This window comes from Perlabentimonas gracilis (genome assembly GCF_011174675.1).
Taxonomy (GTDB): Bacteria; Bacteroidota; Bacteroidia; order Bacteroidales; family Tenuifilaceae; genus Perlabentimonas; species Perlabentimonas gracilis.
This window is the reverse complement of record NZ_JAANIG010000040.1, coordinates 21,457-36,398: the sequence shown is the minus strand read 5'-3', so window position 1 is coordinate 36,398 and position 14,942 is coordinate 21,457. Positions and strand designations below refer to the sequence as shown.

At 45.2% G+C, this 14,942-nt stretch carries 14 protein-coding genes; 1 reads left to right on the top strand and 13 read right to left on the bottom strand.

What is annotated here, in order from left to right; translation table 11 throughout:
• Positions 1-203: 203 nt before the first annotated feature.
• The 13 genes from lysS to G8O23_RS14470 all read right to left on the bottom strand — a co-directional run bounded on the left by lysS (position 204) and on the right by G8O23_RS14470 (position 13,575).
• Positions 204-1,922 carry a lysine--tRNA ligase gene (lysS, locus tag G8O23_RS14530; protein ID WP_166366100.1) on the bottom strand — a complete coding sequence of 573 codons (1,719 nt, stop codon included), beginning with the start codon at positions 1,920-1,922 and terminating at the stop codon, positions 204-206.
• Positions 1,923-2,118: 196 nt separating this feature from the next.
• On the bottom strand, positions 2,119-2,748 hold the full coding sequence (locus tag G8O23_RS14525; RefSeq protein WP_166366098.1) for a hypothetical protein: 630 nt from the start codon (positions 2,746-2,748) through the stop codon (positions 2,119-2,121).
• Positions 2,749-2,790: 42 nt separating this feature from the next.
• Entirely contained in the window at positions 2,791-4,032 is a 1,242-nt protein-coding gene (locus tag G8O23_RS14520; protein ID WP_166366096.1) for a cysteine desulfurase, read from the bottom strand.
• 25 nt (positions 4,033-4,057) lie between these two features.
• Complete coding sequence (locus tag G8O23_RS17725; protein ID WP_394351925.1) at positions 4,058-4,228, bottom strand: type II toxin-antitoxin system RelE/ParE family toxin; 171 nt, start codon at positions 4,226-4,228, stop codon at positions 4,058-4,060.
• Positions 4,229-4,346: 118 nt separating this feature from the next.
• Entirely contained in the window at positions 4,347-4,580 is a 234-nt protein-coding gene (locus G8O23_RS14510) for a hypothetical protein (protein WP_166366094.1), read from the bottom strand.
• Between the two features lie 75 nt (positions 4,581-4,655).
• Positions 4,656-6,020: a Fe-S cluster assembly protein SufD gene (gene sufD, locus G8O23_RS14505; RefSeq protein ID WP_166366092.1), complete on the bottom strand. Its 1,365-nt coding sequence runs from the start codon at positions 6,018-6,020 to the stop codon at positions 4,656-4,658.
• Positions 6,021-6,084: 64 nt separating this feature from the next.
• Complete coding sequence (locus tag G8O23_RS14500) at positions 6,085-6,453, bottom strand: four helix bundle protein (RefSeq protein ID WP_166366090.1); 369 nt, start codon at positions 6,451-6,453, stop codon at positions 6,085-6,087.
• A gap of 120 nt (positions 6,454-6,573) precedes the next feature.
• Positions 6,574-7,326, bottom strand: a complete 753-nt coding sequence (sufC, locus tag G8O23_RS14495; RefSeq protein WP_166366089.1) for a Fe-S cluster assembly ATPase SufC — start codon at positions 7,324-7,326, stop codon at positions 6,574-6,576.
• 48 nt (positions 7,327-7,374) lie between these two features.
• Positions 7,375-8,823, bottom strand: a complete 1,449-nt coding sequence (gene sufB, locus G8O23_RS14490; RefSeq protein WP_166366088.1) for a Fe-S cluster assembly protein SufB — start codon at positions 8,821-8,823, stop codon at positions 7,375-7,377.
• 229 nt (positions 8,824-9,052) lie between these two features.
• Positions 9,053-10,537, bottom strand: coding sequence for a carboxypeptidase-like regulatory domain-containing protein (locus tag G8O23_RS14485; RefSeq protein WP_166366087.1), 1,485 nt, complete (start codon positions 10,535-10,537; stop codon positions 9,053-9,055).
• Between the two features lie 103 nt (positions 10,538-10,640).
• Entirely contained in the window at positions 10,641-11,636 is a 996-nt protein-coding gene (locus tag G8O23_RS14480; RefSeq protein WP_166366086.1) for a FecR family protein, read from the bottom strand.
• Positions 11,637-11,648: 12 nt separating this feature from the next.
• Complete coding sequence (locus tag G8O23_RS14475) at positions 11,649-12,203, bottom strand: RNA polymerase sigma-70 factor (protein ID WP_166366085.1); 555 nt, start codon at positions 12,201-12,203, stop codon at positions 11,649-11,651.
• 103 nt (positions 12,204-12,306) lie between these two features.
• Positions 12,307-13,575 carry a carboxypeptidase-like regulatory domain-containing protein gene (locus tag G8O23_RS14470; RefSeq protein ID WP_166366084.1) on the bottom strand — a complete coding sequence of 423 codons (1,269 nt, stop codon included), beginning with the start codon at positions 13,573-13,575 and terminating at the stop codon, positions 12,307-12,309.
• A 194-nt stretch (positions 13,576-13,769) separates the two neighbouring features.
• Between G8O23_RS14470 and G8O23_RS14465 the strand changes: the two genes are divergently transcribed.
• Entirely contained in the window at positions 13,770-14,939 is a 1,170-nt protein-coding gene (locus G8O23_RS14465; RefSeq protein ID WP_166366083.1) for a porin family protein, read from the top strand.
• Positions 14,940-14,942: the final 3 nt, after the last annotated feature.

Genomic DNA, 14,942 nt, shown 5'->3' with positions numbered 1-14,942 from the left:
ACTGTTAAAATGTTCGTTATCTGATGACATAATCCTGGTAATTTAAAAACTACAAAGATTATGCTTTTATCATTTCTCCACAACTTTTTAAACTGATCCCAAAGAACATCCGGACGATGGTATATTAAGGGTACATATAGTAAATCAACAAAAAGCGTTGAGAACCCAATCTCAACGCTTTTTGTTATATCAAAATAGCTAGTCTAGCCCTCTATCCACTTGGCCACATCCTCCATGGCAGGGTTATCTAAGCCCAGCTTATTCTTCTTGTTGTAACCGCAAAGGTCGTTAAACAGCTTGCCGGCCTTTAACCCTTTTAGCGAGGCTACGGTGGTGTGCCCCATCTTTTGCAGTACGGGAACCCACTCTGCTGGAATACCAACCTTTGCATATGCCTCGGGGGAGTCCTTGCGCGATTTGGGTTCGGGCTTCATCTGTGGGAAGAATAGCACATCCTGAATGGACGATTGGTTGGTCATGAACATGGTCAACCGGTCAATTCCAATGCCCATGCCCGAGCAGGTTGGCATGCCGTACTCCAGGGCGCGCACAAAGTCGTGGTCGATAAACATGGCCTCGTCGTCGCCCTTCTCGCTTAGCTTAAGCTGATCTTGGAAACGCTCTAGCTGATCGATGGGGTCGTTGAGTTCACTATAGGCATTGCACAGCTCCTTGCCATTCACCATGAGCTCAAAGCGCTCGGTTAGCTCAGGGTTTGTCCGATGGCGCTTACATAGCGGCGACATCTCAATGGGGTAATCGGTTATAAAAGTAGGCTGAATAAAGTGATGCTCACACTTCTCGCCAAAAATCTCGTCGATTAGCTTGCCCTTACCCATGGACTCGTCCACCTCAATGCCCAAATCGGTGCAGATTTGGCGCAGCTCATCCTCATTCTTTCCGGTGATATCAACACCTGCGTACTCCTTAATGGCATCGGTCATGGTTACGCGGCGGAACGGACGCTTAAAGTCAATCTCCTTGTCGCCAACGGTTACCTTGGTGGTATTGTGTAGGGCTAGGGCCACACGCTCAATCATCTCCTCGGTAAAATCCATCATCCAGAAGTAATCCTTGTAGGCAACGTAAATCTCCATAACGGTGAATTCGGGATTGTGTGTACGATCCATACCCTCGTTGCGGAAATCCTTGGCAAACTCGTACACGCCATCAAATCCGCCAACAATAAGCCTTTTTAGGTACAGCTCGTTGGCAATACGAAGATATAACGGCATATCCAACGCATTGTGATGCGTAATGAAAGGACGGGCAGCAGCGCCTCCGGGAATAGGCTGCAGTATGGGCGTTTCAACCTCGAGGTAACCCTTTGAGTTGAAAAAGTTGCGCATGGTGTTAATTATCTGGCTACGCTTGATAAAGGTGTCGCGCACCTTGGGGTTTACCACCAAATCGACGTAACGCTGGCGATAGCGCTGCTCAGGATCGGTAAAAGCATCGAATGTTTGGCCATCCTTCTCCTTAACAATGGGCAGCGGACGAATTGATTTGGCCAGCACGGTTAGCTCCTGGGTGTGTATGGAAATCTCACCCATTTGGGTTTTAAAAACAAATCCCTTAATGCCAACTATATCGCCAATATCTAGCAATTTCTTAAAAACGGTATTGTAAAGGGTTTTGTCGTCACCAGGGCAAATATCGTCGCGGCGGATATACACCTGTACCCTACCCATCTGATCCTGAATCTCGAAAAACGATGCGTTACCCATGATCCTACGGGTCATGATACGCCCTGCCACGCAAACCTCGGTTTTGGCCTCGCTTAGCGAGTCGAAGTTGTTGTTAATATCCGATGAGTAATGGCTTACGGGGTATTGGGCCGCAGGGTATGGATCAACCCCCAGCTTACGCATCTCGGCAAGCGATGCTCTACGTAGCTGTTCCTGTTCACTAAGTTCAAACATAGTATGTAAAGTATTGAAAATTCGGCTGCAAAGATATAGATTTTTGGGCGACCATTGAATGTTTGGTCTGCTTTTCAATCCCTGCAAAAATTAAAATCGTTAAGAGTAATAAAATTGGGAATTAACCAATCAATAGAGCTAGCTGATGATGATATGATGGGCTAGATAAATCTATTTTCGCCTCTCAACCAAAAGGTTAGAGTTCAACAAGGCCATTTAAAAACGTCTCAATGTCATCAAAATACCCCTCGAACAGATTTTCACCAGTATAGGTTATAAGCTGAATAGTACCGCTTGAGTTAGAGTAGTAATAGCCATAGTACACAAACCTCATCCCCTGTATAGTACCCGACATCTGCATCATAAATACTTTCACGCCGTTAACATTCCTAAACTCCTCGCGAATAACCCTAATATCGGGCGATACACCCTTTGCGTTTTGAACTGCAATGCCCTTAAGAGTCTCAACAGGAATCCGAACTCGTTCCGATATAAACATTGCATACAGATCCTCTCCCCTTTTTTGGTAAAGATATTCGTGAGCATCGTTTTCTGTTCCTTTTGTGAATGTCCAGGCTTTTGGGTCTATCCATAGCCCAACATTGACCTTCGAGCTCTTAACGAGGAATGAGGATTTCTCATCCTTAAAAAACTTTTTTTCGTTGATATGAACCTGAGAACTTTCAACGGTATCTTCATGGAGGTACTTCCAGGTGCCATCGTTGTATAGAATAACCTCATCGCCTCTTTCGGTAATTGCATTTATCTGCGAATATGATATCTGCACTGAGATAAGGAGAAGGCTTAAAAGAACAATTTTTTTCATCTCTAATTCTTATGGTTTAAGGTTTGGTAAAGTGCCGGAAATCTACCCAAACATCATTTTAACCCTTGTCACGCCCTCAATAAGTTTATCAATCTCCTCGCGGGTGTTGTAAAAGGCCAGCGATGCGCGCACTGTGCCATCAATTCCAAAATGAGCCATAACGGGCTCGGTGCAGTGGGTGCCAGTTCGTACAGCAATGCCCATCTTGTCGAGTATCATACCCGTATCGTAGGGGTGAATATCACCCACCACAAACGATATGATGGATGCCTTTTCCTTGGCAGTTCCATAAATTCTTACCCCATCGATGGCTAGCAGCTGCTGGGTGGCATACTCGAGCAGCTCGGTCTCGTAGCGCACGGCATTTTCAATTCCAACGGATTGGTAATACTTTATGGCCGTGGCCAGCCCTGCCGCACCAATGTAGTTGGCCGTTCCCGCCTCGAACTTAAAGGGCAACTCGTTGTATACGGTTTTGGTAAACGATACGGTAGCAATCATATCGCCACCACCCTGCCATGGGGGTAGCTGCTCTAGCAACTCCTCCTTACCATACAAAACGCCTATGCCCGTTGGTCCGTAGAGTTTATGACCCGAGAATACATAAAAATCGGCATCCAACGCCTGCACATCAATCACTCCATGCTTTACGCCCTGCGCGCCATCAATAAGCACCTTAACGTTGCGGCTATGCGCCTTTGCAATAATATTCTTAATGGGGTTTACCGTACCCAGGGTGTTTGAGACGTGGGTTACGGCTAAAATCTTAGTTCTATCGGTAATTAGCTCGTCGAGCTTACTAACTTCAACCTCACCATTATCGTCAAAAGGTAAAACTTTTAGCGTAGCTTTTTTGCGCTCGCACATGAGTTGCCACGGCACAATATTGGAGTGGTGCTCCATTTCCGATACAATTACCTCATCGCCCTCAGAAATAAACGCCTCGCCAAACGAGAAGGCAACCAGGTTTATGCTTGCAGTTGTACCCGAGGTGAACACTATCTCCTTAATGCTTTTGGCATTGATAAACGAGCGCACCACCTCGCGCGCCTCCTCGTATGCACGGGTGGACTCGTCGCTTAGCTTATGCACCCCCCTGTGGATATTGGAATTTACTTGGTTGTAAAAATAGCCAATGGTATCGAGTACGCAGGTTGGCTTCTGGGTGGTGGCGCCGTTATCGAAATAAACCAGAGGTTTACCATGTACCTGTTGGTTTAGGATGGGAAAATCGGCTCGGATTTTATTGATGTTGAGGGTTGATGAATTTTGTTGTAAACTCATTTGAAGAAAGATTTAGCGCTAAGTGCTATTTGGAAATCCTTTTTGAAATCAAATTGGGGTCTCTGCGACCATCAATAATAGTTAATACAATTATCTCCTGTCCAGCTATCTCATAAAATAGTAAATACTCTTTTATAATCTTAGCCCTAACATTTTCAATATCTGTTCGCTTGCCAATTTCAGGATACTTGCTAATGATTAATGCAGACTGGACAAATAGTTTGTTTAGTTTTTGCTATAGGTTTTAGATTTATTTCATTTTTGCCAATATTTTAAAATGGCAAATCTGTCTAAACGGGCTTTTCTTGTCCAGACTACTCTTTTAGCCATTCATCAACCTCCCTATCTAAATCTTCTTGGGAAATTACCCGTCCTTGCCTATAATCTTCTTGCCCTTCGCGTACTGATGCTTTCTGGTCATCGGAAAGATACATTATTCCATCAGGATCATCACCCTCCATTAGCCTGAAAATCTCCTCTAACAACAATTCATTTTCGCTGTCGTTAATACGCTTAATTAGCTTCTTTTTGATTTCTACTGTTGTCATAGGTCAAAGCAGCTTTTAAGATGAATCAATAAAGACAAATATAGCAAAACATAGGGCGTAAATCAACACCCTCTGTTAGCAGCAATGCATAGGACAATTGTGGCATCGTGAGAGCTCGCCCCGCAAACGCTTATTCACCAGCTCATCAATTCGCTCGCGGAGTGGTTCAATTTTAATGTTGCCAACCACATCGTGGGCAAAACCGAACATAAGCAGTAGCTTGGCTTCGCGCTCACCAATTCCGCGCGACTGCATGTAGAATTTGGCCTCCATATCGAGCTGGCCAACGGTGGCACCGTGGGTACACTTCACATCATCGGCGTAAATCTCGAGCTGAGGCTTGGTGTTCATTCTAGCATCGGCAGTAAGCAGCAGGTTGTTGTTGCTTTGGAATGCCTGCGTTTTTTGGGCATCCCTGCGCACCAGAATCCGTCCGTTAAAGGCACCCGTAGCCTGATCGTCGAGGATTGCCTTGTACAGCTCGTTGCTGGTACAGTTTGGCTTGGCATGATCGATAAACGAGTACATATCTACATGCTGATTCCTATCCACTAAAGCCAGCCCATAGGTATGGTTCTCGCATCCCTCGTCGTTTAGCAAAATATGTACGTTATTCCGAATTACGCCACCGTGTAGCGAAACCGTGTTGGTACTTAACACCGAGTCGCGCTCCTGCTTTCCAAATAGGTGCGAGAATTGGGTTGAGTCGTTGTGCTGGTTCTGCATCGATACAATATCGATATTCGCCCCTTTGTTGGTTACCACCTCGGTTACCACGTTGGAGATGAAAACCGAAGGCGATAACGTATGATCGCATATCACTATATCGGCTTGTGCATTCTCCTCGGCCACAATCAGATTACGGTACTGAACCATCTGGTTCTCGTCGCTCATGAGCAGGTTGATAATCTGGATGGGCTTCTCGAGCACCACGCCCTTGGGTATGTAGATAAAAACTCCGTCCTGCGCAAATGCCGTATTGAGGGCAACCAAACCATCCTCATCGTTGTTGGCCAGGGTATTGTAGTACTTGCTCACCACATTGGGATACTTCTTAGCTGCCTCGGCCAGGCTTCCCACAATTACCCCATGCTCAAACTCAACCAGCATATCGGGGTTGTTAAGATAAAAACCATTGAGGGTGAGGGCTAGGTGGGTATCGAGCGAAGGGATATCGCAGCGGAAAATATCATCGACATTAAAGGTGATTTGCTTGGGGGCAAAGTACTTCTCGTAATCGTTGCGAAAGAGCTGCTCCACCTTCATGTACTTGTACTTCTCGCTCTTAGCACTGGGGAAGCCAAGCAGTTTAAAGCTCTCCACAGCCGACGATCGCGCATGGTTAAGCACATCGGCAGAGTTCTCGGTTATCAAATCGAGGTTATCGATGTAGAGGTTGATAAGCTCCTCTTTGGGGGATATTGTGGTTGTTGGGTTCATATCTTATTAATTGAATAATGAACAAGGATTAACGATTTTGGATTTATGATTAAAAGAGACAAGATTACTTGGCTAATCCAAGATTCTTTTGAGCAGTTTCGGCACTTTTAACAAAAATGGAAATTAACTCATTATTTTCAACTAAAGCCTTAGCTAACTTATCCTCATCGGTAAAAAGACTTGAGCGTTGAATAATTTTTAAACACACATATGTTTCTCTTAACTCCTTTAACACAATTTTGATTTTATGAATAAAATCTTTCCTTGATTCGCCGCCCTGTGCCTCACCATAGTTAAGCGCTGGCGATGTTCCAGATCGCAATAGTTGACCAGAAAGATGATTCCCTGCATATGATTTTGGCATCGACTCAGATATGTCGACAATTAGAACTGCAAAGTTTATAAGCCTTTCCTCTAAATCAAACCTGTTCATATTTGGGAATATTAGTTTCCTATCACAAAAACAGATGAACCAATCAATAAAGTGTTTACTAGAGCCGTATACATCAAAAATCGTTAATCAATATTCTTAAATCTGAAATTGTCTTAGCATTTATTCCTCTTCTCCATTCTTAATCCAGTCGTACCCTTTCTCTTCAAGATCGAGCGCCAACTCTTTACCTCCAGTTTTCACAATGCGACCGTTGTATAGGATATGCACAAAGTCGGGCACAATGTATTCTAAAAGCCTTTGGTAGTGGGTAATAACAATGGTGGAATTTTCAGGCTTTTTAAGCTTATTTACGCCATTGGCCACAATGCGTAACGCATCGATGTCGAGACCTGAATCAGTCTCGTCGAGAATAGCCAGCTTGGGCTCAAGCATGGCCATTTGAAAAATCTCGTTCTTCTTCTTCTCGCCACCAGAAAACCCTTCGTTAACGGCTCTGTTGGTAAGAGCCGAGTCAATCTCCACCAGCTCCTTGCGCTCACGCATCAGCTTTAGAAAGTCCGATGCGGAAAGAGGATCTTGCCCTTTATGCTTGCGATGCTCGTTAAGGGCTGTTTTCATAAAGTTCACCATGCTTACGCCAGGAATCTCCACGGGATACTGGAAACTGAGGAAAAGTCCCTCGCGCGAGCGTTCCTCGGGCGATAGCTCAAACAAATCTTTCTGATTGAAGGTTACCTCGCCCTGAGTTACCTCAAATAGTTCGCGGCCTGCAAGTACTGCACTAAGGGTGCTTTTCCCTGAGCCGTTGGGCCCCATTATGGCGTGAATTTCGCCAGGTTTTATCTCTAGGTTAATACCCTTGAGAATCTCTTTTCCGTTGATGCTGGCGTGTAGGTTTTTTATTGATAACATAGCTTCGGTTCTTAAAATCTATTGAAAAATATGTACTATTCTTTTTTTTTATCCAACGCTACCCTCGAGGCTAATAGCAAGTAGTTTCTGCGCCTCAACGGCAAACTCCATGGGGAGCTTGTTGAGCACCTCCTTGGCGTAACCATTAATAATTAGGGCCACAGCATCCTCGGTGGAAATGCCTCGCTGGTTGCAGTAAAAAATTTGATCCTCACCAATTTTTGATGTGGTGGCCTCATGCTCCACGATGGCGTTGGGGTTGTCCACCTCTATATAGGGGAATGTATGCGCTCCGCACTTGTCGCCAAGGAGCAATGAGTCGCATTGGGAAAAGTTCCGTGCATTTTCGGCATTCTTCACCACCTTAACCAGCCCACGGTAGCTGTTGTTGCTTACGCCTGCCGAAATACCTTTGGATACAATTCGGCTACGGGTATTCTTGCCAATGTGTATCATCTTGGTTCCGGTATCGGCCTGCTGATGGTTGTTGGTTACTGCCACGGAGTAGAACTCGCCGTAAGAGTTATCGCCCATGAGTATGCAGCTGGGGTATTTCCATGTTACAGCCGAACCGGTCTCTACCTGTGTCCAAGATATTTTGCTATTGGCTCCCTTGCAAATGCCACGTTTGGTTACAAAGTTGTAGATACCACCCTTTCCATTCTTATCGCCAGGATACCAGTTCTGCACGGTGGAGTACTTAACCTCGGCGTTGGTCATTGCCACAATCTCAACCACAGCGGCATGCAGCTGGTTCTCGTCGCGCTGAGGTGCGGTGCACCCCTCAAGGTACGACACGTAGCTGTCGTCGTCGGCCACAATGAGCGTACGCTCAAACTGCCCCGTATTGGCTGCGTTGATACGGAAATATGTGCTCAACTCCATTGGACAACGAACCCCTTTTGGGATGTAGCAGAAGCTGCCATCGCTGAATACGGCCGAGTTGAGCGCAGCAAAAAAGTTATCGCTAACTGGCACCACTGAGGCTAAGTACTTCTTCACCAGGTCGGGGTGCTCGCGAATAGCTTCGCTCATGGAGCAAAATATGATACCCTGCTCGGCAAGCGTTTCGCGGAAAGTGGTTTTTACCGATATGCTGTCCATGACCGCATCAACGGCAACGCCTGTTAGCATTTTTTGCTCTTCGAGCGGAATACCAAGCCTATTGAAGGTGTCGAGCAGCTCGGGGTCTACCTCATCTAAGCTCTCGAGCTTGGGCTTTTGCTTGGGGGCAGCGTAGTATATAACATCCTGAAAATCGATATCGGGGATGTTGAGGTGTGCCCACTGGGGCATATCCATGGTTTGCCAGTGGCGAAAAGCCTTAAGGCGAAACTCAAGCATCCACTCAGGCTCACCTTTTTTCTCGGAGATGATGCGAACCACATCTTCGCTTAACCCCTTAGGTATGGTTTCGGTTTCGATATCGGTAACAAAGCCATACTTATACTCCGAGCCCGTTACCTCATCGAGAATCTTATCCTGATCGTTGGCCATTACTTACAGTTTATTGATTTTGATACTTTTTAATGCTTCTTCTCTTAGTGGGAACAACGCCATTAATGGCAATTTGTTTACCCCTCTGTTAAAAAGATAACATACAAATTGGAATCAGTCTAAATAAATTGCAAATATAAGGGGTTTGGGAATAACCACGAAATGAAATGGGAGGAAAAGCAGATTCTAAAAGTATGATTTTTAGCAGCAAAAATCTTACAGTAGCATACTACTGGTATCGAACCTCCTCAATCTTGGCGTTAATATCATTAAGCGCGTCGAATACACTTTTCTCGGGCGGTATTATGTTTAAATCGTTCCAAAAAACTTGGTCGTATACCCATGAGTTATCGAGGAACACATTGTGCATTGGCTCCAGCTCGCGCCTATCGAAGCGCACCACATTATCGGTCTCAATCTGGGTGTTTACCAGCTCAAAGAATAGATGGAAGGAGTTGTTAAACAGGCTGCGCCTGTATCGATACCGAAACTTTAAATCGCCCCTAACGTGCGACAGGTGGTGCACTCCATCGTAGCTCTTGTACCGAACGGAGTAGGATATGCTTACGGGGCGGAGACGGAACCTCCGGTTTCGTTTGTAAACGTACTGATCGGTTGCCCTGCCAATGTTTTGGGGGCTAACCTTAAAATCGGCTCCCAGAATGGCAAGGTTATCAATATCGATATAAAGCACCCCCTCCATAAGGGGTTCGGTAACACCCTCCTTCAGATTAAACCCAATGGCATAGGCCACCCTATCGCCTATGGTAATAATATCATTGCGTGTAAAATTGTAGTACTGAAGAAACTCCTCCTCGAGGTAAAAGGGGGGATGCTTCACCAAATCGAGGGTAAGCGAGCTATTAATGCCACCTCTAAGTTTAATACTTAGGGTATCAGCGGGCTCTAGGTTCTGGGTTTTTCTCGACTTGAGCTGCTTCACCTGATCGGTTTCATTGGGTCTGGTATAGGATGATTTGTAAATCTTAAAAATGGCCTCGGAGTAGTTCTGGTACTTATCGTTTTTAACCACCCCCTCGCGGTAGAATGAGGTGAGGTAAACAGGCTTAGCGCTGTAATTATCGGGTATTCGGGCAAATGCATCTCGTAAAAGTTGCTTGGGGTCCACATTACGTATAATTACCTCTTGTATCGATATTACATCGGCCTCAAGGAAAATATCGATGGGTTCAGCCGCCAGCAGCTCGACTGGGAACTTTCGGGTTTTGTACCCTAAATGCATTAGGCTGATGGTTCGGGGATCTTGCTTCAGAGGAATTTTAAGCTGAAAGAACCCCTCCTGATTGGTAATGCTACCCAACCCCATCTCGGGGATACCTACCGTTACGTAGGATATGGGCTTTAGGGTTTGGGAATCGAGCACTCGGCCCCTGAGCATTGTGTAGGACAGAGGAACTGGCTGCTGAGTTTCTAGCTCCTCAATGGTTTCCTTTTTTCTGTGGATAAGGATATGGTTATCGTAAACGGTGAAGAGAAAAAGGCTATCGCCTAGTATGTGATGCAACGCCCGCCTTAGCTCAACATTCTGTGCCTGGGGCCGAATCCTACGGTCGTTATCAACCAGGCGGCTATCGTAAGCAAACTGAAAGCCTATGCTATCGGCCAGCTGGTTTAACGCTTTATATACGGTAGTTCTTTGGCTAGGTATAGTAACGCGCTTGCTAAACAAATCATCACCGGAACTTTGCCCCATACCCCAAGTACCCCTGCTCAGAATTGCAATCAGCAGGAAAACCCTAACAATGCGTGAGGCGCGTGTTGTTAACCTGCAGGTATTTTTTGAGGCGTTGACCATTCTAGGGTTGCCATAGTATTATGGTGTTATTCTCGTACTTTGCTTCTAAGCCTAAAGCTGCGCATATCACCTCAACCACTGAGTCAATGGAACTGTCGACAAAGGTTACGGTAAGCCTGCGGTATCCCACGCTGTCTGAATCGACAACGATATTTGCCCCAAAGGACTTGTTAAGCACCTTTACTATGCTAGCCAACTGCTCGTCCTTAAACTGTATCCTACTTGCCTTGTACCTAAGCTCGGGCGAAACCACTCCGCTGGTTTTGGTAAGCTCATTGTTTGCCATGGTAACCCTATCGCCAGCCAGGGCAATTACCCTATTGGCCTTACGTGCCTTGGCCTCTACATTCACCGATCCGGTTTGAACCAGCACCTCGAAGTTGGAATCCTTAATGGCCTTTACTGTGAACGAGGTTCCCAGCACCTGCACCTGGGCACTTGTGGTCTCGACCACAAAGGGGATTTGAGGATTGTGAGCCACCTCGAAGAAAGCCTCGCCATCGAGGGATATGCTCCTGCTTCTCTTACCAAATCGTTTGGAGTAGGTAATGGTTGTGTTGGGCTCAAGGTAAATCACGCTACCATCGGTTAGGCTATGAACTAACGTTGTGGGCTCGGCAGTTGATTGGATTGTAATGTTTTGGTTTAAAATACTTGTAAAGAGAAAGGCTGATGCAATAACCAGCACTACAGCAACTGCAGCAGTTGCCCTTAACCACGCTTGTTTATGCAGTGGCCTTTCGTTTACGCTCTCAACCAAAGCCTCCTCGTTTAGCTTAGACGAAAGGTTTTGCCAAGCTTTATCCACATTAGGTTGTTTCATTGTAATGTTTCCAATTTGTTTCCAGTCTCTCCTGAAGTCCTCCAGTAGTACCATATTATGGGGACTACTGCTTACCATTACCTCAAAATCATTGGCCTCGGAAGCGGTCATTTCCTGAGCCAAGTACCTTGCTATTAGGCTGCAATGGGTTGGTATATCTAGGTTCAACTTCATAATTTCGTATATTTAGCAGGTTACCCCATGGTACTGCTTAAGGTTTACTCTAAAAAGCTTTAGGGCTTTGCCCATATTTGCCTCCACGGTTTTTACCGATACCGATAGCTTGTCGGCTATCTCCTGGTACTTCATCCCATCGAATCGGTTCATCACAAATATTTGGCGGCAACGTTCAGGGAGTTCATCCAAGGTTTTGTCAATAATCTGGGAGAGTTCCTCCGTTTCCAGCTCTTGTCCTGCCTGCTGCTCAGCCTGCTCATACTGTATTTTAACCTCCTGGTTGTATCTATCCTTTACGGCGTTGTGCTCTATAACCTTAAGGCATCGGTTTTTGGTAGCTTGATATAGGTACGATTTAATGGATGTTTTTATTTCTATGCGTTCCCTGTTCTTCCAATAGTTGTAGAAAAGATCCTGCACAACCTCCTCGGCAACATCCATATCTCGCACAAATTTGTTGGCAAAGTGGCAGAGCTCGGTGTACATCTTTCGAAAGAGCTTTTCGAACTCTTTTATGTCACCCTGCTGTATTTTTCTGTGCGAAAAGCTTATCAGTAAGCCCATATTGCTGCCGATTAATTGCCCCAAAGATATGAAAATGGAATAAAACTATTACAAAAAAGGTTGCTGCGCCGAGGTAAACTGGCGCAGCATACCCTTTTCGCTTTTACTTCTGCTGCCTCATCAAACGGCGGCCATATCTGCGGATGGCATCCTCAATGGATTCCTCGGGCTTAATGTAGTTGTGCTCACCCCAGAAGTCATCATCATTGAACGCTTCAACTGCTTCGGCTAGCACATCTCTCTGCCTAAAGGTCTCGCGGAGAGCAAACCTCTCGGTATTCTCCAAATCCCTATCAGTTATGGCCATCTCGGCCACCACGGCGTAGTTTGTGTTAAATATCCGACGACGCCAGTTGGCCTTAAAGGTAAGCTCGTTGCGCATGTAGTTTAGGTAGTACTTGCCATCGTTCTCGGTGTAGGTTACGTAGTACGATGTGCTGGTAGGAGTAAACTTAACGCCCCTAGGCTTACGCAGGATGAACAGCTTGGCTGCCTCCTCCTCGTTGTCGAGGTTAAGGCTAAAGTGCGCATGGGTAATGGCTAGGTTTCGAGTATCGATAAATAGCCTGCCATAGTAAAGCGGGAAGTCAATGTTCTCTTTCTGTGCAAAGCTAATTACGTAGCTAATCTTATCGTCGATGGTAACCACATCATCGATTCTAAACTCGTAGTAATCCTCAAAATCTTCGAAGAAAATCACATCAGCATTCTTGGCAACATCGAGCAGAAGCGACACGCTGGGGCCTCCCTGTAACTTCACGGCCAGAGTATCGGCTTTTTTCACGTTGGCACTTTTGCGACCCTTGTAAAGCTTTACCCTGTCGCCACCACCCATGGGCTTGTACGACGCTTTATAGATATCGACGACTGCCTCGGAAATTGAAATGTAATCGCGGCGCTGCTTGATGGTTTCGCGGTAGAACCCGGTAAGCATATTGGGCTTATCGCTGTAGTTAAACTGTACCTTACGCAGGGCCTCCTTCACAATGGTTAGTGGGTCTTCGGGCCGGATGGTAACTTCACTAAGGGCTACCGATGCGGGCTCGAGTTTAACCTCTACCGCCCCGTTTAGCAATTCATTTAAGGCAATTCGTTTCGATTTGTACCCCAGATGGGAGAACTCAACCTCCTTGGCATCGATACTCCTGTTAATTTTTAGGGTAAACTCACCCTCGCTGTTCGAAACCGTGCCAATGTGTGTGCCGGGTACAGTAACATAAGCAAAGTATAGGTTGTTGTTGGTTTTGGCATCCTTAAGCGTACCGCTTAGGGTGATAAAGCCATTGCCATTTTGCCCAAATGCAGGGCTGAGCATAAGCACCATCAGTGCCAGCGTGCTCATTTTCCGTAGGTAGTTAGCAATTGTTTTCATAGCTGTATTGTATTAAGGGTTATTATTTTTTTGCTTTCACTACTATGACCCTTAAACAACAATCTACCCTATGGGAAAATTGAAATATTTTTATTTTTATTTGATCTTTGTCTAAATACCAACATTTGGGGATTGTAGAATCGCTTAGCCCTTATTAGCTTTGCCCCAGAAAAAACAAACTTATCTTACAAAAAATGAGAACAATATACAAATGCTTACTTGTCACACTAATTCTTGGAATTAGTTTTGGGTTACCAACAACTTATACATATGCGAGCGATCCTGAAAGCGATAAAAAAGTAACTATAGGAGGATACGGACAGATTGACTTCAACCAGCCATTTATCCCAAATCAGAATAGTAATTCAAAAATCGACATTCATCGAATGGTTTTACTTTTTGGCTATCAGTACAATAAACGCTTATCGTTTTTAACAGAGGTTGAGTTTGAACATGTAACAGAAGTATACATTGAGCAAGCTTATCTCAACTACGCCTTTTCTCCTTTACTTAATTTTCGTGCGGGTTTGGTGTTAATACCTATGGGTATAATAAACGAATACCATGAGCCACCAAGTTTTAATGGGGTAGAAAGACCGTTACTCGATACTAGAATTGTTCCAACTACATGGAGAGAAATTGGAATGGGGTTCACTGGGCAGCTTACGGCTGCAAGCCTAACGTATCAGCTTTACCTTGTAAATGGCTTTGCCAGCTACGATGGGTCAGCAAAGCTGAAAGGGGTTGACGCCCTCCGAGGAGGTAGGCAGAAAGGAGCCGAATCGTTTATGAGTAGCCCAAATTTATCGGCAAAAATCTCATACCACGGCATTTTAGGCTTAGAGGTTGGGCTATCGGGGTATTTTGGTAAAACCCAATCGAGCCTGTACAACGGCATAGACTTTACCAATAAAGATCTGGTGCAAAAGGCCGATAGTTCCGTAGTAGGTGTAAGTATGATGGCTTTTGACTATAGATACCGTTTTGGTAATTTCCGTTCAACGGGTCAGATAGTGTATAGCGACCTAAGTAATACCAGCGCCTACAACCAATTTACTGGTCGTGATTTGGGATCGGCTCTTTTTGGGTACTATGCTGAGGTGTCGTATGTAATTCCTTTCAATATGCAAGACCAGCAGCATGAGGTAGAACCATTTGTTCGCTGGGAACACTACAACAGCCATTTTGATGTTGCCGGAGAACTTGCTGCCAATGATTCATACTCATACAACGGATTGGGCGTTGGCGTTGGCTACAAATTCCATCAGAATGCAGTTTTTAAGATCGATTATATTTTCTACCGTAATGGAGCCGACACTATGAATAACGGTGTTTTCAACATGGGCGTTGGCGTAAATTTTTAAACT